Source organism: Micromonospora sp. NPDC005305 (genome assembly GCF_040607315.1).
Taxonomy (GTDB): domain Bacteria; phylum Actinomycetota; class Actinomycetes; order Mycobacteriales; family Micromonosporaceae; genus Micromonospora.
In genome coordinates this window covers 63,399-84,297 of record NZ_JBEXGL010000007.1, presented here as the reverse complement: position 1 = coordinate 84,297, position 20,899 = coordinate 63,399, and the positions used below count along the sequence as shown (strand labels likewise).

The following is a 20,899-nucleotide window of genomic DNA, read 5'->3' as shown; positions in this document are numbered from 1 at the left end:
GTACGCCTACTCTGTCCGCCCGCCCCGCCGCTCAGGATGCTGGCGGGGTGGAGAACACCGGCTACCCCTGCCCCGGCTGCGGCGCTCCCGCCGACCTCGCCTCCGGCTGTCCCGGTTGCGGCCGCCCGCCGTACCCGCCCGCCGCCGAGGTGGTCCGGCTGGACCGCGAGATCGCCGGGCTGGCCCCGCGGGTCGAGGCGGCCCGGGCCGCGTACCAGGAGCTGTCCGGCCGGCTGTCCACGGCCCGGCAGCAGCGGGCCGACCTGGCTGCCCGGATCCGGCTGGAGATCCCGGCGCCGCGCCCGGCCCCGGCCGCGCCGGCGGTGCGCCCGCAGCCGGCCGCGGCCCGACCCGGTGGGGCGGAGACCTCCACCCGGGCCGTGCAGAGCCTGCTGTTCGTCCTCGGTGGACTGCTGCTCGGCACCGCGGCGGTGGTCTTCACGGCGGTCGCCTGGGCCGCGTTCGGTGTCGCCGGGCGGGCACTGATCCTGCTCGCCTTCACCGTCCTGGCCCTCGCCGCGCCGCTGGTGGCCCGGGCGCGCGGGCTGCGCGGCACCGCCGAGACCTTCGCGGCGGTGGGCCTGCTTTTGGTGCTCCTCGACGGGTACGCCGCCTGGTCGGTGGACCTGTTCGGGGTGGCCGGCTGGCCGGGGAGCCGGTACGCCGCGCTGGTCGGGGGAATCGGCGCGGCGGTGGCGGCCGGGTACGCGCGCCTGAGCCGGCTGACCGTGCCCTGGTTCGCGGCGCTGCTGACCGCCCAGCCGGTGCTGCCCCTGGCCGCGACGGCCGCCGAGCCGTCCGCCGCCGGCTGGGCGCTGGTCCTGACCGCGCTGGCGCTGGGCGACCTCGTGGTGGTGGTCGCCCTGCGCGGCCGGGTCGGCTCGACCGGCCCGGTGGCCGGCGCGGGCGCGGGGGCCGGGTCGGCCGGCCCGTCGGGTGCCGGCGCCGGGGTCGGGTTGGCCGGCGGGGGGCCGGTCCAGCCCCACCCGGGGGCGGGGATCGGGGGAGCGGCGGCCGGCGGGGGGCCGGCCGCCGCACCGCCCCTCCCGGTCCGGCCCGGTACGCCGCCCGTGCTGCTGGCCGGGTGGGTGCTCGGCTGGGCCGGGCACGGCGTGGCGCTGGCCCTGGCGGCCGGGTGCGCGCTGGTGCCGCTGGCCCTCGGGCGGGCGGCCGGGACGCCGCTGCTGGCCGGCGGTCCGCTGCTGGTGGTGGCGCTCGCCCTGGCCGCCGGGGCCCTGGCCGCGGGCGGCCGGACCTACCGGGCGATCGCCGCCGGGCTGCTCGTGCCGGTGCTGGCCGGCGCGCTGATCCGGCCGGTCGCCGTCCTGCGCCCCGGGTTGCTGCTGCTGGCGGCGGGCCTCGTGGTGGTCGCGCTGGCCGGCGCGGTCCGGGCCCTGCCGGCCGGGTCGCGGACCGGCCCGCGACTGGGCGCCGTCCTGGTGGCCGCCGGCCTGGGCCAGGTCGCCACCGTCCTCACCGGACTGGTCGCCGCGGCCACCGCGGCCGCCGCCTTCCCCGCCTGGCAGGGCGGGCGGGCCGCCGCCGTTCCGTCCTGGGGATGGCAGCTCCCGGTGGCCGTTCTGTGCACCGCCGGGGCGGTCGCCCTGCTGGCGCCCCGGGCACGCCGGCCGCTGGTCGGGGTGGTCGGCGGTGCGCTGGCCGTGCTGGCGGCGCCGGCCGTGGCGGCCACGCCGTGGCCACTGGTGCTGGTCGCGGACCTGGCGGCGGCCACCGTGCTGCTGCTGGCGGCCGTGGGCCGGCCGCGCCGCTCGTACCCGATCGTGGTGGTGGCCGCGCTCACCGGGGCCGTCCTGCTCGGGCACGCCCTGCTGGTCGGGTGCGCCGCGCCGGGCGGCGCGGCCGCCGTGCTCGCCGTCCTGGCGGCGCTCGGCGCGGTGGTGGCGGCGCAGGGCCGCCGGGGCCGGGGCGCGCAGCCGGTCGTCGCCGGGGTGGCGCTGGCCGTGGCGCTGCTCGCCGTGCCGGCGGGGGTGGCCGTCGCGCTCTTCGGCCTCGGCGCGCCGCCCTGGTGGCAGCTCCGGGGCGCGACCGCCGCCGTCGCGGTGCCGGTGGTCGCCGTGCTCGCCGTCCGTCGCCAGTGGCCCGACCTGCACGGGTACGCCTCGACCAGCCTCGCCGTGGCGCTGGCGGCGGTCGGCCTCGGGCCGCTGGTCGTGGCGGGCGGGGAGCCCGTGGCGCTCTACGCCACCGCCGGTGCGCTGCTGGCGCTGGCCTCCGGGGGCGGCGTCCGGCCCGCTTCCGCCCCGCGGGCGGTCGGTGCCGTGCTGGCCGGCCTGGCGCTGCTCACCGCCGCCCCGACCGCCCTGGCGGTGCTGCTGGACCTGCCCGTCCGGCCCTGGTCCGGGGTGCCCGCCGTCGAGCCCGCGCCGGGGGCGGGGCGCGCCGGGCTGGTGCTGCTGCTGCTCGGGGCCGCCGCGGCGGCGTACGCCCGGATGGCGCCCGCTCCGGGTGCCGGCGCGGCGCCGGAGACGCCGGGCCGGAGCGGCCAGCGCTGGCTGCCCGCGCTGGCCGGGCTGCCGTTCGCCGCGGTGGCGCTGCCGGTCCTGCTGGCGGCGGCCGGCGCGCCCTGGCCGGTGGTGCCCGCGCTGGTCTTCGGGGCCGGGGTGGCCGCGCTGGTGCTGGCCGCGCTGGGCGGCCCGCGCCCGGCCGCGCCGGTGGTCCTGCTGCCGCTGGGGTTCGCCCTCACCGCTCCCGGGCTGGGCGGCCTCGTCGCCACCCGCGCCGGGACCCTCGCCGGGCTGGGGGTGCTGGTCGTCGCGGCGGCCGTGGCGGGGGCGGCCGGCCGGCCGGCCGAGGCCCGGCTCGCCGGCTGGCTGAGCGCCGTGGCGGCGGCCACCGGCTTCGCGGTCACCGCGGCGCTGGCCGGCGGGCTGCCGCTGCGTACCGCCGGGTTCGCGGTGCTCGCCGTCGCGGCGGTGACCCTGCACGCGACGCCGGCGCTGCGCGCCCGGACCGCCGGCTCGCCGTCGCCGCAGGCGGCGGGCTCGGCGCGGGCGGTCGGGGCGGTGGCGCTGGAGGCGGCGGCGCAGGCGGTGGCCCTGCTGGCGCTGCTGCTCACCGGCGGTGCGCTGCGGCACGCGGCCGCGGTCTGCGTGCTGTGGGGCGTGGTCGTGGCCGTCCGGGTGCTGCGCCGGGGCGAGACCCCGGCCCGGCGGTGGGGCCTCGCGGCGGTCGCCGGGGGCAGCGAACTGCTCGGCGGCTGGCTGCTACTGGCCGCCGGCGGGGTGGCGGTGCTGGAGGCGTACACCCTGCCGGCGGCGGCGCTCGCCCTCGGCGCGGGCCTGCTGGCGCTGCGGACCCGGCCCGGGCTGAACAGCTGGCTGGCGCTCGGCCCGGGACTCGGCGCCGCGCTGCTGCCCAGCCTGGTGTCGGTGCTGGCCGCGCCGGACGCGCAGCCGGCCCGTCGGCTGGCCCTCGGCCTGGTGGCGCTCGGCGCGGTGCTCGGCGGGGCGGTCCGGCGCTGGCAGGCCCCGGTCCTGCTGGGCGCGGCGACCCTCGTCCCGCTGGCCCTGCACGAGCTGGCCCGGGGCTGGGACCTGCTGCCCCGCTGGATCTTCCTGGCTCTGGGCGGCCTGGCGCTGATCGCCCTCGCCGCGACCTACGAGCGGCGCCGGCGGGACCTGGCCCGGCTCCGGGCCGCCGTGGGCGGGATGAGGTAGGGCTAGCACCACCCCGGGCTGGGGGGTTGCCAGGATTACCCAGCGCAGTCGTGCCCCGCAGAATCGGTTACGCAGAGTCGTCCCGCCGGCGTGGCGGGCGAATCGAGGAGCGGGGGAGCGGATGACCTCATCGACGTTGACGGCACCGGCGGCGCGACGGGGCAGCGACTACGCGCGGCTGTCCCGCCGCGTGGCGGCCGCCGGCCTGTTCGAGCGGCGGCCCGGCCGGTACGCGGCCCGGATCGCGCTCACCCTGGGCGCCTACCTGGCCGGCTGGGCCGTGGTGGTGGCGGTCGGCGACTCCTGGTGGCAGGTGCCGCTGGCGGCGCTCATGGCGGTGGCCACCACCCAGGTGGCGTTCCTCGGGCACGACGCCGGCCACCGGCAGATGTTCCGCCGGCGCGGACCGAGCGAGGCGGCCGGCCTGGTCGCCGGGAACCTCGCGGTCGGGCTGAGCTACGGCTGGTGGGTGGACAAGCACAACCGGCACCACGCCAACCCGAACCACGCCGACGAGGACCCGGACGTCGGCGCGGGCGCGCTGGTCTGGACGTACGAGCAGGCGGCGGCGACCCGGGGCCTGAGCCGGTGGATGGCCCGGCGGCAGGCGTGGCTGTTCTTCCCGCTACTGCTGCTGGAGGGGCTCGCGCTGCACGTGGCCAGCGTGCGGGCGCTGGTCGGCCGGGAGCCGGACGGCCGGTGGCGCACCCCGGTCCGGCACCGCGCGGTGGAGGGGCTGCTGCTCCTCGCGCACGCCGCCGGCTACCTCGGCCTGCTGTTCGCGGTGATGTCGCCCGGCAGGGCGCTGCTCTTCGTGGCCGTCCACCAGGGGCTGTGGGGGCTCTACATGGGCTGCGCGTTCGCCCCGAACCACAAGGGCATGCCGATGCCCACCGCCGAGGACGAGCTCGACTACCTGCGCAAGCAGGTGCTCACCTCCCGCAACGTGCGCGGCGGGCGGTTCGTGGACGTGGCGCTGGGGGCGCTCAACTACCAGATCGAGCACCACCTCTTCCCGAACATGCCCCGGGCGAACCTGCGGCGGGCCCGGCCGATCGTCCGCGCCTACTGCGCCGAGCAGGGCATCCCGTACGCGGAGACCGGGCTGTTCGAGTCGTACCGGCAGGCGCTGGCGCACATGCACGAGGTGGGCCGCCCGCTGCGGCGGGGCTGAGCCGCCGCCGGCGAGCGACGGAGTTCGATTTCCGGCGTGCGTCGCGGGGCGCCGGTCGGCGCTGCCGGTAGGGTCGTCGCATGGCAGACCTGCTCACCGCGGCGGCGGTGCGAGCCGAGGCGGGGCGGCCGGCCCCGGCCCGGCGGACCGACGACACCGTCCGGAGCGCGGCATGAGATTCGAGATCAGCAAGGTGCTGGACGCCATCGAGGGTCGGGTCAGCACCGACCCCTCGCTGGCCCGGGCGGTCGTCGACCTCGCCGAGGTGATCCGCTGGCAGGACCTGGACGGTGGGCGGCCGGCCAGCCTGCTGCGGCTCGGCATGGTGATCGACGCGCTGTCCCGGCAGATGGAGGAGGACAGCGTCCCGGTCTACGCGATCGTGCACCGGGCCCTGCTCTCCGACGCGGACCTGACCTCCAACGAGCGGATGGTGGTCCGGCGCTGGGCCGACGACGGCCTCGTCGAGGTGCTCGACCACCCCGGCGACCGGATGCTGGAGGTGGCCGACCTGCTCGGCCTGCCGGTGCTCACCCGGCTCCGGTTCGACGGGCTGGGCGGCCGGTGGCCGTGGCTCGGCCAGGCCGGCCGGGTGCTCGCCCCGGTGCCGGGCGCCGGCGGCCCCGTCTTCATCGCGCACGTCGGCGGCGGGCAGACCCCGGCCACCGGCAGCCGCTCCCCGGTCGGCGCGAAGCTGCTTGCCCGGCAGTGGCGCTGCCCCGAGCCGGGCTGCGCGCTGTTCGGCGGCGGTGGAGGCGGCGGCGCCTTCGCCGACCTGGCCCGGGTGGACCGCGCCCCGGCCGGGCAGCCGCCACCCACGCTGCGCAACGGCGTGCCGACCTGCCCCCGGCACGGCACCCGCCTCGGCGACGCCGGGCCGCGGCCGCGTACCGCCGTGCTGGCGGTGCGGATCGGCGGGCTGGTCCGGCAGCGGTTCGCGCTCACCGAGAACCAGCCGGTCGCGATCGGGCGGGCGCCCGAGGCCACCGGCGGGATCGTGCTCGGCCAGTGGCTCAACGACGAGGCGCGGCGCTGGATCAGCCGCAACCACGTCCGTCTGGAGCTGAGGGTGGGCGAGGTGGTCGTCACCGACACCAGCACCAACGGCTCCGGCGTGCGACCGGGCGGCTCGATGGCCGAGCCGGACCGGATCGCGCTGGCCCCGCAGCAGTCCCGGGTGCTGGGCGAGGGCGACCTCGTCGAGCTCTACCCGGGCGTGCAGGTCGGCCGCGCCGACGAGATGGCCAGCGACGCGAAGTTCAGCCCGACCTCGGTGATGGCCGAGGCGCCGACCATGGCCATGCGGCTGCCGCGTCCCTGACGCGACGCGAAAGGGCGCCGGGACCGTCGTGGTCCCGGCGCCCCTCTCGTACGCGGATCAGCCGGCCAGCACGGCGGCGAGCTGCGCCACCGCGTGGTCGATCTCCTCCTCGGTGATGACCAGCGGCGGGGCGAGCCGGATGGTCGAGCCGTGGGTGTCCTTGGCCAGGACGCCCCGCTCCATGAGCCGCTCGCAGGCCTCCCGGCCGGTCATCAGCGCCGGGTCGATGTCCAGCCCGGCCCAGAGGCCCCGGCCCCGGACCGCGACCAGGCCCTTGCCGATCAGACCGCGCAGGCCGGCGTGCAGCCGCTCGCCCAGCTCGGCCGAGCGGCGCTGGAACTCGCCGGTGGCCAGCAGCCGGACCACCTCCGTGGCGACCGCGCAGGCCAGCGGGTTGCCGCCGAAGGTCGAGCCGTGCTGGCCCGGCTTGAGCACCCCGAGCACGTCGGCGTTCGCGGCGACCGCCGAGACCGGCACGATGCCGCCGCCGAGCGCCTTGCCCAGCAGGTACATGTCCGGGACGACGCCCTCCTGCTCGCAGGCGAACGTGGCGCCCGTGCGGCCCAGGCCCGACTGGATCTCGTCGGCGATGAAGAGCACGTTCCGCTCGGTGCAGACCTCGCGGACGCCGGGCAGGTAGCCCTCCGGCGGCACCACGACGCCCTGCTCGCCCTGGATCGGCTCGAGCAGCACGGCCACCGTGTTCTCGTCGATCGCGGCGGTCAGCGCGGCCAGGTCGCCGTAGGGGACCACCGTGAACCCCGGTGTGTACGGCCCGAAGTCGGCGCGGGCGTCCTCGTCGGTGGAGAAGCTGACGATCGTGGTGGTCCGGCCGTGGAAGTTCCCCTCGGCCACCACGATGTTGGCCTGGCCCGGGGTCACGCCCTTGACCTGGTAGCCCCACTTGCGGGCGACCTTGATGCCGGTCTCCACCGCCTCGGCGCCGGTGTTCATCGGCAGCACCAGGTCCTTGCCGCAGAGCGCGGCCAGCTCGCGGCAGAAGTCGGCGAACTGGTCGTGGATGAACGCGCGGCTGGTCAGGGTCAGCCGGTCGAGCTGCGCGTGCGCGGCCTCGATCAGCTTCGGGTGCCGGTGGCCGAAGTTCAGCGCCGAGTAGCCGGCCAGGCAGTCCAGGTAGCGCCGGCCGTCCACGTCCGTCAGCCAGGCGCCCTCGGCGGACGAGATCACCACGGGCAGCGGGTGGTAGTTGTGCGCCGTGTGACGCTCCGCGTCCCGTACCGCGGCGGGCGTCCGCAGCATGTCGTCGATGATCACTTGAGTGCCTTTCCCTGACGGAGTCGCAACGTGCAGCACTTCGGTCCGCCGCCGGCCTTGCGCAGCTCGGACAGGTCGATACCGATTGTCTCGTAGCCCCGGTCGCGCAGCTTCGCGGCCAGGTCGGTGGCCTGCGCCGGCAGCACCACGTGCCGGCCGTCGCTGACCGCGTTCAGCCCCAGCACCTCGGCGTCGGCCATGGTGGCGTGGATCGCGTCCGGGAAGAGCCGGCGCAGCACCGCGCGGCTGCCGGGGGAGAACGCCTCCGGCAGGTACGCCACGGTCCGCTCGTCGAGCACGGTGAGCGCGGTGTCCAGGTGGTAGAAGCGCGCGTCCACCAGCTGCATGGTGATCACCGGGTAGCCGAAGACCTCCTGGAGCTGCGCGTGCGAGGCGTGCGCGGTGCGGAACCCGGTGCCGGCGAGCAGGTGGTCGCCGACCAGCAGGACGTCGCCCTCACCCTCGTTGACGTGCTTCGGGTCGTACATCTCGAAGCCGGCGGCCTCGAACCAGGCCCGGTAGGCGGGCGCCTCGTCGGCGCGCTGCGGGTCGCGGAACTGCACCGCCATGGCCTTGCCGTCGATGACCGTGCCGCCGTTGGCCGCGAAGACCATGTCCGGCAGGCCGCCGACCGGGTCGATCAGCTCGACCTCGTGGCCCAGGTCGACGTACGTCTGGCGGAGCTGCTCCCACTGCCGGATCGCCAGGTCGGCGTCGACCGGGGCGGTGGGGTCCATCCACGGGTTGATCGCGTAGTCGACGGCGAAGTACGTCGGCCGGCACATCAGAAAGCGCTGGCGGGTCGCGTCCATCGTCATGTCGTGCTCCCAGGGTCGGGCGCGCCCGGCCACCGTCGGCCCACGGGCTGGCGCCGTGGTCCAACGGTATGCGGCCCGGGTAGACGACATCCACCGCCGGAAGTTGCGTACGCCGACGCTTCGTTGCGTCTGGTCCACCTTCGGCGGTGGATCGTTGCGTATGTGCCCCTGAGGGCGTCCCGCGGCCGACCGACCCCGGACGCACTTCGGGGGCGGCGAACCGCCGCCCCCGAAAGAGGTGTGCCCGGCTGGTGAACCACCAGAGCTGATCGGGCGTGCCGGCGCTGCGCCGGCGACCGGGAAACTGCCCGTCAGAAGAGACCGGCAAACTGTGAGTCGAGCCACCCCCGGAACCGCCCGACCCAGTCGCCGTCGGTGGTCGGCCAGTCGAACTGGCCGGTCATCGCCACGATGCCGAGCACCACGGCGGCGAGGCCGACGACGATGCCGATCAGCGCGTCGGTCTTGCCGGCCACGTGCCGGCGGCGGGTGGCGACCAGGCCGAGCACGGCGAGCACCGCGCCGACCGCGCCGAGGCCGATGCCGTAGCCGGCGAGGGTGCCGGAGAGCACGAACAGCGCGCCGACCACCGAGACGATCAGGCCGAGGGTGGCGAGCAGGCTGGCGCGGGGCCGCTTCGTGGTGACCGGCTCGACCCGCTCCACGGCGGCGTCCCGGTCGACCGGCCGGTCCGGCCGGCCGTCGCGGTTGAGGTCGACGGTGCGCTCAGTGGCCGGCTCCGGGTCGGGCCCCGTCCCCGCGGTCCGGTCACCCGCGGCCGGCCGGCGGCCGGTGGCCGCGCGGGCCGCCGCGGCCCGGTCCGCCGCCCGCCGCTCCGCGTCGGTGGTCCGCTCGCTCCCGGTCGCGGTGGCGCGCTCGTCCTCGGCCGTCGACGCGGCGTCGCGGACGCGCTCGCCGTCGGTCGCGGTGGCGGCGCTCCGGTACGTGGTCCGCTCCGCGTCCCGGTCGGTGACCACGGGCGGGTCGTCGCCGCTCCGGTCGCGGTCGTCGACCACCCCGTCGCCGTTCACGTCATCAGTACGCGCCGGGTCGTTCCGGCGGGACAAGATCTTCACTTCGACACCTCCTGAACTCCGGCGCGGAGACCGCGCGTGATGCTCATGAGGTACCCCGTGGCGGACACGTCGACACCCGTCGACGTGGCTGCCGCTCCTGGTCGGCGGTGTCCCGACCGGCGGGCTACCGTTGCCGTCGTGCCAGAGGGACACACCATCCACCGCCTGGCGGCCCGGCACGCCGAGCTCTTCGCCGGCGACAAGGTGCACGCCGCCAGCCCGCAGGGCCGCTTCGCCGAGGGCGCGGCCCAGCTCACCGGCACCGTCCTGGACGGCACCGAGGCGTACGGCAAGCACCTGCTGCACCACTACGCCGGCGAGCTGACCCTGCACGTCCACCTCGGGCTCTACGGCAAGGTCACCGACGGCCCGGGCGAGCCGCCGCCCCCGATCGGGCAGATCCGCCTGCGGTTGACCAGCGACGGCTCCAGGTCGCGGCGCGGCGGCAGACGCGCCGAGCTGGAGTCGTCGGACGACCGGCACTGGCTGGACCTGCGCGGGCCGACCGCGTGCGAGCTGCTCACCCCGCCCGAGGTGGCCGCCCTGCGGGACCGGCTCGGCCCCGACCCGCTGCGCGCCGACGCCGACCCCGAGCGGGCGTACGCCCGGATCCGGCGCAGCCCCACCCCGCTGGCCGCGCTGCTGCTGGACCAGTCGGTGGTGGCCGGCACCGGCCTGATCTTCGTGACCGAGGCGCTGTTCCGGGCCGGGCTGCCGCCGCTGCTGCCCGGGCGGAACCTCACCCCGGCCGGCTGGGCGGAACTCTGGGCCGACCTGGTCGCACTGATGACCGTCGCCGCCGAGCGGGGACGGATCGACACCGTGCGCGACGAGCACCTGCCGGACGCCATGGGGCGGGCGCCCCGGGTCGACCGGCACGGCGGCGAGGTCTACGTCTACCGCCGGCCGGGCGAGCCCTGCCACGTCTGCGGCACCGAGGTGAGCCGGGGCGCGCTCGCCGGCCGCAACCTCTACTGGTGCGCCACCTGCCAGGCCGGCTGACCGGCCCGGTCAGCCGACGGCGCGGAGGGTGCCGTGCCGGCGGTGCCGGAGCCCCTCGACGGCCCGCGCGGTCGCCTCGTCGGCCGGCAGCAGGACGACCAGTTCCTGGGCGTCGGTGCTCGGCAGTTCCAGCTTCTCCCGGTGCCAGCGCAGCTCGCCCGCGACGGGATGGACGAGCCGGAGCGGGACCTGGGGCGGCGGCAGGTGCTGGCGGAGCCGCCGGGTGAACTCCGGACCGGCGACGGGCGCGAGCTGGACCGTGAACCATTCGGAGGCTTCGGCGGACGGCCCGAGCCACAGGTCGAAGGCCTGCTCGTCGGCCACCTGGTCCCAGTCGGGGAACACGGTCCGGGCGCGGGGGTCGGTGAAGACGTAGCGGGTCAGGTTGGCCGCGTCGGCGTCGAGCAGCCCGGTCGCGCCCATGACCAGCTCGAACCCGCCGGTGTGGGCGAGCACGTCGCCGAGCCGGTTGGTGACGAACGCGACCCCGGGTTCGAGCAGCCGGACGGTTTCCCGCACGGTGGGCCGGACCTCGCGGTTGGGCGGGGCCGGCGGCCGGTGCCCGGGGCAGGCCCCGCCGGTGATCTTCGCGAGGTAGCGCAGGTGATGGCGTTCCCCGGCGTCGAGGCTCAGGCCGTCCGCGAGGGCGTGCAGCACCGAGTGCGAGGGGTTACGGTCCCGGCCCTGCTCGATGCGGGTCAGGTACTCCACGCTGATCCCCGAGCGGGTGGCCACCTCCGCCCGGGTCAGGCCGGGGGAGCGGCGCCGGCCCCGATCGGGCAGGCCGAAGGACTCCGGCTGGAGGCTGTCGCGCTTGGCGCGGACGAAGTCGCCCAGTGGCGTACCCATGGGTGGGAAGTCTAGGCCGGGTTCCGGCCGCCCCGGCCGGCGTAGCGTGGCCCTGTGGGGGCCAGCCTGCGCCCGGTCTGGTTGCCGCCGTCCGGGCGGCGGACCGTGGAGCGCATGAACGAGAAGCACAGGTTGGTCATCGTCATCGGAAGCGTCCGCGAAGGCCGGTTCGGGCCGGTCGTCGCGTCCTGGGTCGCCGAGCGGGCGCGCGAGCACGGCGGGTTCGACGTCGACGTCGTCGACCTGACCCAGGTCGAGATCCCGCTGGAGTTGCCTGCGGAGTCCCCGAAGTTCGCGGGCGACGCGTACCCGCGCCCGGCGGCCATGGCGCCGCTGACCGCCGCGTTGCGGGACGCCGACGCGTTCGTCCTGGTCACCCCCGAGTACAACCACAGCTACCCGGCCGCGCTGAAGGCCGCCATCGACTGGCACTTCACCCAGTGGACGGCCAAGCCGGTCGCCTTCGTGAGCTACGGCGGGGCGGCCGGCGGCCGGCACGCCGTCCTGCACCTGGAGAACGTGCTCACCGAACTGCACGCGGTGACCATCCGCGACGGGCTGGCCTTCCCGAACTACTTCACGGCGTGGCAGGACGGCCAGCCCCTCGATCCCGCGGCGGCCGGCTACGCCAAGACCCTGCTGGACCAGCTCGCCTGGTGGGCCGGGGCCCTGCGGGCGGCACGCGAGGCGGTCCCGTACCCGGCCTGACCGCCGCGGTCTGCGGCGTGACCGGGCCCGGAACGGTCACGCCACGCCCAGCAGCCAGCGGACCGTCTCAATCTGCTGCGGGAAGACCTGGTCCTCGCCGATGCTCCAGGCCAGCGTCTGCCCGACCGCCCAGCCGCGCACCCGGTCCCGGTCCAGGCCCAGCTCGGCGCTCAGCCGGTCGAGCCGGTGCCGCACCGCCGCCGGGGAGCGGCCCAGCTCCGGACCGCGGACCAGCGGCACCACGGCGAACTCCCGCTCGCCGACCAGGGGCTTCGGGTCGATGACCAGCCACGGCTCGCGGCCGGCCGACAGCACGTTGCCGGCGTGCAGGTCCTGGTTGACCAGCACCTGCGCGCCCTGGCTGGGCGTCAGGTCGGCGAGCATCCCGAGCGCGGCGTCGAGCAGCCGCCGCTCGTACGGCCGGTTCAGGCGTTCCCACTTGGCCGGCATCCGCTCGGCCCAGCCGGCCGCCTCCTCGGCGAGCGGGGTGAACGGCGGGCCGGCCGGCACGCCGAGCCGGGGGAGCAGCCCGATCGCCACGTCCAGCGCCGCATCCGGGGACAGCCCGTGCAGCGGGGTGCCCGGGTCGCACCGCTCGACCAGCAGCGCGCGGCGCTCGGCGTCGTGGGCCAGCAGCCGGATCGCTCCCCGGCCGGCCCAGTGCGCCAGCGCGGTCGCCTCGTGCACGCTGTCGTCGTCCGGGTACTGGAGCTTGAGCACCGCCCGGGTGCCGTCGGGCAGCTCCGCCGGCAGGGCCAGCGACGCGAACGCGTACGCGAAGGGTGGGCCGACCCGCAGCTCCCAGCGCGCCACGCACCCGGCCAGCCGCTCCGGCAGGGTGGCGAGCCACTCCCGGCCGGCCGGATGCCGCTCGGTCCAGCGCAGCCCCTCGGGGATCTCCAGATGCACCCGACCATCCTGGGTTCCGGTGGCGGTCGCGTACAACCGATTCCGGCGCGATGCCGTCTGGAACAGCGAACCCCACGGAGGTGGCCGGATGCCGGACGCATCGGACCAGGAATACATCGAGTACGTCACCGCCCGCCTGCCGGCGCTGCGCCGGCTGGCGTACGCGCTCTGCGGTGACGCCGACCAGGCCGACGACCTGGTGCAGGAGACCGCCACCCGGCTCTACCTGCGCTGGGCCCGGATAGGCGAGGTCGAGCAGCTCGACGCGTACGTCCGCACGGTGCTGGTGCGGCATTTCCTGGACACCCGGCGGCGCGGCTGGTGGCGGGTGCACCTGTTCGGCGGGCCACCCGACATGCGGTTCACCGAGGACCGGGGCGTCGAGGAGCGGACCGTGCTGCGCGACGCCCTCGCCAAGGTGCCGCCCCGCCAGCGGGCGGTGCTGGTGCTGCGTTTCCTGCATGACCTGCCGGTGGAGGAGGTGGCCCGGGCGTTGCGCTGCTCGCCCGGCACGGTGAAGAGCCAGACCTCGCACGGCCTGGCGGCGATGCGACGGCTGCTCGGGGACCGCGAGCTGGCCGGCCGGACCGGAGAGGAGCGGTGAGCATGAGGACCGATGAGGAACAGGTCGCCGACCGGCTGCGGTGGCTGGACGACGAGCCGGCCGGCCCGCCCCGGATCGACCTGCCGGGGGCGATCCGGGAGGCCCGTCGGCGGCGGCGCAACCGCCGGGTGGCGGCGGCCGGGGCGGCCGCCCTGGGCGTGCTGGCGATGGCCGCGCTGCCGGCGGCGCTGGGTGGGGACGGGCGGGCGGCGCCTGCGCCGGCCGGGAGCCCCAGCCCGTCGACGCCGTTGCCGGAACCGCGGCCGACCGGCGCGTGGCAGGGCGTGTGCAGGGCCGAGCTGCTGCCCGTTCCGGGCGACCCACGGGGCGCGGTCACCGGCGGTGACCCGGACGGCCGGTGGCTGGTGGGCCGCCGGGCCCCGCAGGGGCAGGGTCGCGTGGATTTCGGCCTGCTGATCTGGGAGGGGGACCGGGTCCGCGAGGTGGAGATGCCGGGCTCGGGGCAGGAGCTGACGGATGTCAACCGGGCAGGCGTGGCGGTGGGTTCGTCGTTAGGGGCCGGCAGCGGGTTGCGGGCGTGGGTGGTGCGCAACGGCGAGGTCATCGGCCTGCCCGGGGAGATGCCCGCGGGTGCGATGGCCGTCAACGACGCCGGCCGGATCGTCGGCTACCGCAGCCTCGGAGCCCCCTGGGAGCCGGGGACCAGGCGACTGCCGGTGGTCTGGGACTCGTACCAGAGCCGGCCGGTCGACCTGCCACTGCCTGGCCCGCGGTGGGAGGGCACGGCCGTCGACATCGACGAGGACGGCACCGTCCTGGCGGCGATGTCGGACGGGCACCCGGACAAGCCCACCCGCGCGGTGGTGTGGCGTCCGGGCGCCGCGCGGCCGGAGGTGTTGCCGTTGCCGCGGGTGCCCGGCGGGAAGGCCGACCGGTTCCTGCCCCTGTCGTTGGCCGGTGGCTGGGTGACCGGCACCGCCGAACGCGACACCAAGGTGGTTCCCCGCAACGGCATAACCAGGTACCCGGTGCGGATCGACCTGCGGACCGGGCGGGCGGAGGTGCTGGAGGGCGTCCTCTGGGCCGGGACCGGCAACGGTCGGGGCTGGCTGGCCGGTTGGGTCGCCGATGACGTCCCCGGCGTGATCACCGATACGAGGTCGGTGAAGCTGCCCGTGCCGGACGGCTGGCGCGGCGACCGGCAGGGGAGCGTGAACAGTTTCAGCGACGACGGCCGGGTGCTCGGCGGGAAGCTCGGGTCCGACGACCAGGTCCGGCCGGTGCGCTGGACCTGCCGGTGACCGGTCCGGGGGCGGTCCCGCACCGCCCCCGGACCGGAGCTTGTCAGCGCAGCCGGCGGATGTCGCCGTACGCCCGGTAGAAGCCGCCCCGGCCCGCCTCCCGGACCTCGGTGACCAGGTAACGCGCCCCGGGCTCCCGGATGCCCTTCGGGAACTGCACCGGCCAGTCGCGCCGGAAGCCGTCGGAGAGCACGTGGATGCGCAGCCGACCGCCCTGCTCCACGCACTGCACCACCACGCCGGCCCGGTCGTCGGTGGTCACCTCCACGCTGGTCCAGGCGGCCGGCTCCGGCAGGCGGGCCGGGGCCTTCACGTCGACCACCTCGGGCACGCTGCCCGCCTCGGCCGCCCGGATCGCCGGCTCGCTGGCGTCGACGCAGGCCAGGTAGCCGCCGGTCGTCACCACGTAGAGCCGCTCGTCGTGGTATTGCATCGAGTAGGCCGAGCCGCACCCGGTGCCGAGCTTCCACAGCCGGTTGCCGGCCTCGTCGAAACAGTAGATCGAGGAGGCGCTGTCGCCGGCGAAGACGTACCGGCCGCCCTCGGCCGTGGCGCAGGAGAAGACCGCCGAGTCGCACCGGTAGGTCCGCTCGGCCCGCCCGTCCTTGCGCAGCCGCACCACCTCGCGGGTGCCGGTGCCGGCGAACACGGCGTCACGCTCCTGCCAGCCGAACAGCACCGCCCCGGTGCGGGTGTGCCACAGCTCCCGCCCGGTCCGCCAGTCGTAGCCGGTGACCCCCTGCGAGTGGCCGTGGTAGAGGGCGTCGCTGTCGCAGCGCACCATCCAGGCGGAGCGGCCCCGGCCCGGCCGGCGCCAGAGGAACTCGTCCTCGTGGTCCACCGCGGCGATGCCGCCCTCGCGGTCGGAGACGCCCAGCACGCCGTCGTGGATGTCCAGCCAGTAGATGTCGATGTCGGGAGCGATCGCGTACGCCACCCGGGGCACCTTGCCGGAGAGGTCGTAGACGTTGCCGTCGTCGCAGCCCGCGTAGATCCAGGCGTCGTCGGCGACGATGCACTTCACCCCGTCGGGAAGCCGGACCTGGTGGAGCACCCGCGCGTCGTGGTCGAGCGTGGTGATCACCCCGTGCTCGTTGCCCACCATGCAGGTCTGCCCGTCGATGAAGATGCCGAACGCGGGCGCGCCCGAGGCGTAGCGCCAGAGGACCGGGGCGGTGCGGGCGGTCGAGCGGGTGCTCACGATCTGCCGCCGGGAGATCGCCCGCTTCGGGCGTACGCCGGGCACCGCCGGCGCGTACCCCTTGCGGACCTTCTCGCCGATCTTCTTCGCGGCGGCGGCCCGGGCGCGGGCGTTGTCCGGGAAGGCGCTGGTCTTCACCTGACCCTGGTCGCCGATCCGGCCGTAGCGCACGGTCATCGTGATGTCGTCGACCACGACCTCGTAGAACTTGTGCGCTCCTCCGTCCACTTCGGACAGTTCGAGGTAAGTCGTCTCCTGCGACATGAAGAGCCTCCGAGGGGAAAGTGCCGGACCCGGCAAAGCCCTCACAAGGTAAACCGGCCCACCGACAAAGAACCTCGGGTGCGCCTGGTGCCGCTGGAACGACAACAGGCGCACCCACAACGGCTCAGTCCTTCGGGGATCCCCCACCGCATCCGGCCGTCCTCGTGGCTTCCCTGGCTGCCGGCGGTCCGGTGTGATCGTCGCGTCTCACCCTGCCACTGGCGCAATTCCGGTTCGCGTGGCTATCTCGCGGACGATGCGGGGATCGACAGATGCCGGCGAGCACACGACGAGGTCCTCCGGGGCGTGCACGGCGGCACTCGTCCGGGGATGCCATACGAGCACGCCGCCCACCGGAAGGAATCCCACGATCTGGCCATAGGGATGCTCGGCCGTCGCACCTGGGTCATCGGGTGCGGAGGGCCGCACGATCATTCCTTCCGTCAGCCAGGGCGGCCGGTCGACGACGAGCGAGATGTCCACCGGCGCCGATCCGTACAGGCGGGTAGCGGCCTCTTCGGCCATCCGCCCGAGGTCCGCAGAACGTCGGGTGCTGCCGACCTCAACCGGACCGTCCGGCCCGGCGAGCAGGAGACACATGGAGTGGTCCGGGTGGAAATGCACGTGGCCGGTGATGCTGCGGGACACCCTTCCGCCTCCGCGCTCTACCGGCCGGCGTGGGAGAGGGCGTCGACGGCCTTGCGGGCCGCGATCAGCACCGGGTCCCAGACCGGGGCGTACGGCGGTGCGTAGCCCAGGTCGAGCCCGGTCATCTCGTCCACCGTCATGTTGTTCCACAGCGCCACGGCCAGCGCGTCGATCCGCTTGGCCGCCTCGGACCAGCCGACGATCTGGGCGCCCAGCAGCCGGCCGCTGGGCCGCTCGGCGATCAGCTTGACCGTCATGGGCCGGGCGCCCGGGTAGTAGCCGGCCCGGTTGGTCGACTCGGCGAGCACGGTGACGAACTCGAAGCCGGCCGCCCTGGCGTCCCGCTCGCGCAGCCCGGTCCGTCCGACCTCCAGGTCGCAGACCTTGGTCACCGCCGTGCCGATCACGCCGGGGAAGGTCGCGTAGCCGCCGCCGATGTTGATCCCGGCGACCCGGCCCTGCTTGTTGGCGTGGGTGCCGAGCGGGATGTGCATCGGCAGGCCGCTGACCCGGTGCAGGCTCTCCACGCAGTCGCCGGCCGCCCAGACGCCGTCCGCCCCGGGCACCCGCATCCGCCGGTCGACGCGGATCGCCCCGGACGGGCCGAGCGGCAGGCCGGCGGCCGTGGCGAGCGCGACGTTCGGGCGTACGCCCAGGCCGAGCACCACGACGTCGGCCGGGATGGGCCCCTCGTCGGTGACCACCGCGGCGATCCGCCCGTCCCGCTCGTCGAGGCCCGTGACGGTCAGGCCGGCGCGGATGCCGATGCCGGTGCCGCGCATCGCCTCGGCCACCAGCTCGCCCATGTCCGGGTCCACCGTGGACATCGGCTGGTCGGCCTGCTCGACGAGGTCGACCGAGAGCCCGTGGTGCAGCAGCGCCTCGGCCATCTCGACCCCGATGTAGCCGCCGCCGACCACCACGGCGCGGCGGGGGCGGGGCTCGCGTTCCAGCCAGTCCAGCAGGGCGGTGCCGTCGTCGAGGGTCTGCATGCCGAACACCCCGGCGACCCCGCCCCGCGCCCACTCGGGCTGGATCGGGGTCGCGCCGGTGGCGTAGACCAGGGTGTCGAAGCCGGTGCGGACCTCGGCGTCCCTCTCCAGATCCCGCGCGACCACCTCGCGGCGGTCGAGGTCGATGGCGGTGACCTCGTGCCGCAGCCGGACGTCGATGTCGAACTTGTCCCGGAAGGTGGCCGGGTCGCGGGCGACAAGCTGGTCCCGTTCCGGGACCAGCCCGCTGACCCAGTAGGGGATTCCGCAGGCCGAGTAGGAAGTGAAATGACCGCGCTCGAAGGCGAGGATCTCCAGGTCGTCCCGGTCGCGGAGGCGCCGGGCCTGGGACGCCGCCGACATCCCGGCGGCGTCCCCGCCGACGACGACCATCCGCTCCACCACGACGCCCATCCTGTCACGCGCGCCGGGCCGGCGGGGGCGCTCAGCCCCGGGTCTGCCGGGCCACGTCCGCGACCACGTCGACCAGCTTGCCGGTACGCGCGAACACCGCCCGTTGCCGCGCCGCGCCGCTGCCGTGCCGGCGCAGCGCGCCCAGCAGGTCGGTCACCCGGTCGAGGTCGCCGTGCCGCTCCAGTTCCGGGCGGACCCGCTCGACCAGCCCGTCCAGCAGTTCCCAGGCCGGGCGCAGCTCGCCGTCGGTCAGGTCGACGCCGTCGCCCTCCAGCCCGTCGTGGGCCGCCCGCCAGTGCGCGGCGACCAGCAGGTGGTGGTCGGTGTTGATGGCCGGCCGCCCCTCGGCGATCTCGGTCATGGCGGTGGCCACCAGGGCCCGGACCAGGGCGGCGACCAGCACGGCGTCGTCCACCGACGGGCAGACGTCACCGATCCGGATCTCCACGGTCGGGTACTTGGCGGACAGCCGCGCGTACCAGTAGAGCATTCCCTCGTCGAGCATCACGCCGCTGGCGATGAGCTGCCGGATCAGCCGGTCGTAGTGCTCGTGCGACTCCAGCCAGGGGGTGGGCGCCACCGACGGCCAGCGCTCCCACTCGACGGAGCGCCAGCTCGCGTAGCCGGTGTCCTCGCCCTTGGCGAAGGGGGAGTTGGCGGTGACCGCGTGCAGGATCGGCAGCCAGGGCCGGACGTGGTTGAGCACCTGCACGCCGGTCTCCGCGTCCGGGATGCCGACGTGTACGTGCATGCCGTTGTTGCCCGGGCCCGGCACCAGCAGCCGGAACCGCTCGATCATCCGGTCGAAGCGGGGCTTGTCCACCACCGGGGGCACCGGCCCGTCCACCGGCCCGGTGCCGATGGCCAGGAGCAGGACGCCGGCCCGCTCGGCGGCGGCCGCCAGCTCGGCGCGGAGCATGCCCAGCGAGTGCCGGATCGAGGAAAGCTCCAGCCCGGGCGGGCTGCCGATCTCGATCTGGCTGGTCTGGAACTCCCGCTCCACCTGGCCCCGCAGCTCGGCCGGCACCTGCTCCATGACCAGGTCGACGGCGGGCACCGCGGTCCCGGTGTGCGGGTCGACGAGCAGGAACTCCTCCTCCACGCCGACTGTCAGCAGGTCCGTGCCGCCCGGTGCGGCGCTCCGTTCCTGCTCCGCCACTGACCCGCTCATCGCGACCACCGTCCACTCCGCACCGGCCGCGGCACCGTGCCGCGGGGTCGATGTCCTGTTACCCACCGTGTCGACGGGAGGAAACGCGCCGGACGGCGTGTCGCCGGCTACGCGCGGTTCACGTCCCCCGTTCGTGGGTCGCGGAGCCCGGCGGGAACGCGGATTCCGCCCGCGGCGACGAGCCGCACGCCGCCGCCGGCGGTCGCGCCCGCCCTCGGCGCGTCGCGTCGCGCACCGTGACGACCGGCGCCGCGGGGGTGGTCGAACGGGCGGCGGCGGCGATCGCGTCCCGGGACGTGACAGCGGGTTCTAGAGTCGGCGTGTGGTCGGGATGCTGGTGACCGGGACGTGGGCGTACGCGCTCACGCTGCTCGCGGACCGCCCGGCCGGCCTGCTGGCCGGCGCGGCGGTGGCCGCCGCGCTGCTGCTCGCCACCTTGCTCGCGCTGCGGGTCCGGGCGCTGCCCACGCCTCCCGCCGGCCGGCTCGCCGTCGCCCTGCGGGCCCGGGCCCGGCACCGCCGGGTGCCCCGCCAGGTCGACCCGGACGCACCGGGGCGGCCGCGTCCCCGCGCGCCCGGGCTGCGCCCCTCGGCCGCGTAGCCAGCTCGCCGGGTCCTTCTCCGGCGCATCCTCGCCGCGCGGCCGGTTCCGTCGTCATCCGTCCCGCGGGACCGCCGTCCCGCCGGGGCATCCGGAATCGGACCGAGGGGTCACCCCATGCTCGCCTTCGCACCACTGCACGCCGCGGCGTCCGCCGCCGGCGCCGTCGTCACCTGGCTCGCCGGCACGCTCGCCCCGCTGGCCGGCGGGGCCGCCACGGCCGCCGCGATCGTCCTGTTCACCATCGGGGTCCGGCTGCTGATCTCGCCGCTCACCCTGGCGCAGGTCCGCGGGGAGCGGCGCCGCGCGGCGCTCGCCCCCGAGGTCCGCGAGATCCAGCGGCGGTACGCCGACGACCCCGGCCGCCTGCAGAGCGAGTTGTTCGCGCTCTACCGCCGGGCCGGGGCGAGCCCGGTCGCGGGCTGCCTGCCGGCACTGTTGCAGGCGCCGTTCTTCCTGGTCATGTACCGCCTCTTCGCCACCGGCGACGGTCACCCCCGACTGCTGGACGAGAAGCTGGCCGGCGTACCCCTGGGGTGGCATCTCGGCGACGGGCTCACCGGCCCGGTGGTGGCGGTCTTCGGGGTGCTGCTGGTGGTGCTCCTGGTGCTGGCCTGGTGGTCGTCCCGGCGGGCGCGCCGGGCGGCGGCGGCCACCGGCACCATCGCCGGCGCGCCCACCGAGGGCCCGGGTGCCGCGGTGCTGGGCCGGCTCGTGCCGCTGCTGCCGTTCACCACGGTGCTGGTGGCGCTGGTGGTGCCGCTCGCGGCGGTGCTCTACCTGGTCACCACGACGGCGTGGACGGCGCTGGAGCAGGCGGTGCTGCGCCGGCCCCAGCCGGAAGGCATCGACGCACGTTGACAAGTGTGGGGGCGGGCGCGTAGAAATCGCTCTCAAGAGAGCGCTCTCTCATGCCCGTCCCCGCAGAGAGGC

Annotated in this window: 18 protein-coding genes; 9 read left to right on the top strand and 9 right to left on the bottom strand. The window is 76.0% G+C overall.

Going from position 1 to position 20,899, the window contains the following annotated elements; all coding sequences use genetic code 11:
* Window positions 1-47: 47 nt before the first annotated feature.
* The 3 genes from ABZS80_RS14180 (at window position 48) to ABZS80_RS14170 (ending at window position 6,172) form a co-directional block, all read left to right on the top strand.
* Window positions 48-3,677 (top strand): hypothetical protein, encoded by a 3,630-nt coding sequence (locus ABZS80_RS14180; protein WP_355056103.1) that lies wholly within the window; start codon window positions 48-50, stop codon window positions 3,675-3,677.
* 121 nt (window positions 3,678-3,798) lie between these two features.
* A complete protein-coding gene (locus ABZS80_RS14175; RefSeq protein ID WP_355056102.1) occupies window positions 3,799-4,851 on the top strand; it encodes an acyl-CoA desaturase in 1,053 nt (350 codons plus the stop codon).
* Window positions 4,852-5,023: 172 nt separating this feature from the next.
* Complete coding sequence (locus ABZS80_RS14170; protein WP_355056101.1) at window positions 5,024-6,172, top strand: FHA domain-containing protein; 1,149 nt, start codon at window positions 5,024-5,026, stop codon at window positions 6,170-6,172.
* A 57-nt stretch (window positions 6,173-6,229) separates the two neighbouring features.
* Here the strand turns inward: ABZS80_RS14170 and rocD are convergent, their stop codons facing one another.
* The 3 genes from rocD to ABZS80_RS14155 form a co-directional block, all read right to left on the bottom strand.
* Window positions 6,230-7,444, bottom strand: a complete 1,215-nt coding sequence (rocD, locus tag ABZS80_RS14165; RefSeq protein WP_192579995.1) for an ornithine--oxo-acid transaminase — start codon at window positions 7,442-7,444, stop codon at window positions 6,230-6,232.
* Window positions 7,444-8,259 carry a dimethylargininase gene (ddaH, locus tag ABZS80_RS14160; RefSeq protein WP_192579996.1) on the bottom strand — a complete coding sequence of 272 codons (816 nt, stop codon included), beginning with the start codon at window positions 8,257-8,259 and terminating at the stop codon, window positions 7,444-7,446. The genes rocD and ddaH overlap by 1 nt, the downstream gene beginning before the upstream one ends.
* A 317-nt stretch (window positions 8,260-8,576) precedes the next feature.
* Complete coding sequence (locus ABZS80_RS14155) at window positions 8,577-9,341, bottom strand: DUF4190 domain-containing protein (protein WP_355056100.1); 765 nt, start codon at window positions 9,339-9,341, stop codon at window positions 8,577-8,579.
* Window positions 9,342-9,479: 138 nt separating this feature from the next.
* Here ABZS80_RS14155 and ABZS80_RS14150 point away from each other — a divergent pair, with 138 nt between their 5' ends.
* Window positions 9,480-10,343: a DNA-formamidopyrimidine glycosylase family protein gene (locus ABZS80_RS14150; RefSeq protein WP_355056099.1), complete on the top strand. Its 864-nt coding sequence runs from the start codon at window positions 9,480-9,482 to the stop codon at window positions 10,341-10,343.
* A gap of 9 nt (window positions 10,344-10,352) precedes the next feature.
* On the opposite strand, the gene ABZS80_RS14145 is transcribed toward ABZS80_RS14150, so the two are convergent.
* The gene (locus tag ABZS80_RS14145) at window positions 10,353-11,192 is read right to left on the bottom strand and encodes a helix-turn-helix transcriptional regulator (protein WP_355056098.1); all 840 of its coding nucleotides are present in this window, start codon (window positions 11,190-11,192) and stop codon (window positions 10,353-10,355) included.
* A gap of 114 nt (window positions 11,193-11,306) precedes the next feature.
* On the opposite strand from ABZS80_RS14145, the gene ABZS80_RS14140 reads away from it, so the two are divergent.
* Window positions 11,307-11,900 (top strand): NAD(P)H-dependent oxidoreductase, encoded by a 594-nt coding sequence (locus ABZS80_RS14140; protein WP_355056097.1) that lies wholly within the window; start codon window positions 11,307-11,309, stop codon window positions 11,898-11,900.
* Between the two features lie 36 nt (window positions 11,901-11,936).
* Here the strand turns inward: ABZS80_RS14140 and ABZS80_RS14135 are convergent, their stop codons facing one another.
* Window positions 11,937-12,809, bottom strand: coding sequence for an aminoglycoside phosphotransferase family protein (locus tag ABZS80_RS14135; RefSeq protein ID WP_355056096.1), 873 nt, complete (start codon window positions 12,807-12,809; stop codon window positions 11,937-11,939).
* Window positions 12,810-12,897: 88 nt separating this feature from the next.
* Here ABZS80_RS14135 and ABZS80_RS14130 point away from each other — a divergent pair, with 88 nt between their 5' ends.
* Entirely contained in the window at window positions 12,898-13,413 is a 516-nt protein-coding gene (locus ABZS80_RS14130) for a SigE family RNA polymerase sigma factor (RefSeq protein ID WP_151465028.1), read from the top strand.
* A gap of 2 nt (window positions 13,414-13,415) precedes the next feature.
* A complete protein-coding gene (locus ABZS80_RS14125) occupies window positions 13,416-14,675 on the top strand; it encodes a hypothetical protein (protein ID WP_355056095.1) in 1,260 nt (419 codons plus the stop codon).
* A gap of 43 nt (window positions 14,676-14,718) precedes the next feature.
* On the opposite strand, the gene ABZS80_RS14120 is transcribed toward ABZS80_RS14125, so the two are convergent.
* The 4 genes from ABZS80_RS14120 to ABZS80_RS14105 form a co-directional block, all read right to left on the bottom strand.
* Window positions 14,719-16,140, bottom strand: coding sequence for a WGR domain-containing protein (locus ABZS80_RS14120; protein WP_355056094.1), 1,422 nt, complete (start codon window positions 16,138-16,140; stop codon window positions 14,719-14,721).
* 207 nt (window positions 16,141-16,347) lie between these two features.
* A complete protein-coding gene (locus tag ABZS80_RS14115; RefSeq protein ID WP_355056093.1) occupies window positions 16,348-16,788 on the bottom strand; it encodes a hypothetical protein in 441 nt (146 codons plus the stop codon).
* Between the two features lie 17 nt (window positions 16,789-16,805).
* Window positions 16,806-18,185: an FAD-dependent oxidoreductase gene (locus tag ABZS80_RS14110; protein WP_355056092.1), complete on the bottom strand. Its 1,380-nt coding sequence runs from the start codon at window positions 18,183-18,185 to the stop codon at window positions 16,806-16,808.
* Between the two features lie 40 nt (window positions 18,186-18,225).
* On the bottom strand, window positions 18,226-19,374 hold the full coding sequence (locus ABZS80_RS14105) for a glutamate--cysteine ligase (RefSeq protein WP_355056298.1): 1,149 nt from the start codon (window positions 19,372-19,374) through the stop codon (window positions 18,226-18,228).
* Window positions 19,375-19,696: 322 nt separating this feature from the next.
* Between ABZS80_RS14105 and ABZS80_RS14100 the strand changes: the two genes are divergently transcribed.
* Both ABZS80_RS14100 and ABZS80_RS14095 read left to right on the top strand, forming a co-directional pair.
* Window positions 19,697-19,966, top strand: a complete 270-nt coding sequence (locus ABZS80_RS14100) for a DUF6412 domain-containing protein (protein WP_355056297.1) — start codon at window positions 19,697-19,699, stop codon at window positions 19,964-19,966.
* A gap of 117 nt (window positions 19,967-20,083) precedes the next feature.
* Window positions 20,084-20,827 (top strand): membrane protein insertase YidC, encoded by a 744-nt coding sequence (locus ABZS80_RS14095; protein WP_355056091.1) that lies wholly within the window; start codon window positions 20,084-20,086, stop codon window positions 20,825-20,827.
* Window positions 20,828-20,899: the final 72 nt, after the last annotated feature.

Bases quoted from the DNA above. Each gene is read 5' to 3' on its own strand.
- ABZS80_RS14175 (WP_355056102.1), top strand. From the start codon at position 3,799: ATGACCTCATCGACGTTGACGGCACCGGCGGCGCGACGGGGCAGCGAC.
- ABZS80_RS14170 (WP_355056101.1), top strand. From the start codon at position 5,024: ATGAGATTCGAGATCAGCAAGGTGCTGGACGCCATCGAGGGTCGGGTC.
- ddaH (WP_192579996.1), bottom strand. From the start codon at position 8,259: ATGGACGCGACCCGCCAGCGCTTTCTGATGTGCCGGCCGACGTACTTC.
- ABZS80_RS14145 (WP_355056098.1), bottom strand. From the start codon at position 11,192: ATGGGTACGCCACTGGGCGACTTCGTCCGCGCCAAGCGCGACAGCCTC.
- ABZS80_RS14140 (WP_355056097.1), top strand. From the start codon at position 11,307: ATGAACGAGAAGCACAGGTTGGTCATCGTCATCGGAAGCGTCCGCGAA.
- ABZS80_RS14130 (WP_151465028.1), top strand. From the start codon at position 12,898: ATGCCGGACGCATCGGACCAGGAATACATCGAGTACGTCACCGCCCGC.
- ABZS80_RS14125 (WP_355056095.1), top strand. From the start codon at position 13,416: ATGAGGACCGATGAGGAACAGGTCGCCGACCGGCTGCGGTGGCTGGAC.
- ABZS80_RS14120 (WP_355056094.1), bottom strand. From the start codon at position 16,140: ATGTCGCAGGAGACGACTTACCTCGAACTGTCCGAAGTGGACGGAGGA.
- ABZS80_RS14100 (WP_355056297.1), top strand. From the start codon at position 19,697: ATGCTGGTGACCGGGACGTGGGCGTACGCGCTCACGCTGCTCGCGGAC.
- ABZS80_RS14095 (WP_355056091.1), top strand. From the start codon at position 20,084: ATGCTCGCCTTCGCACCACTGCACGCCGCGGCGTCCGCCGCCGGCGCC.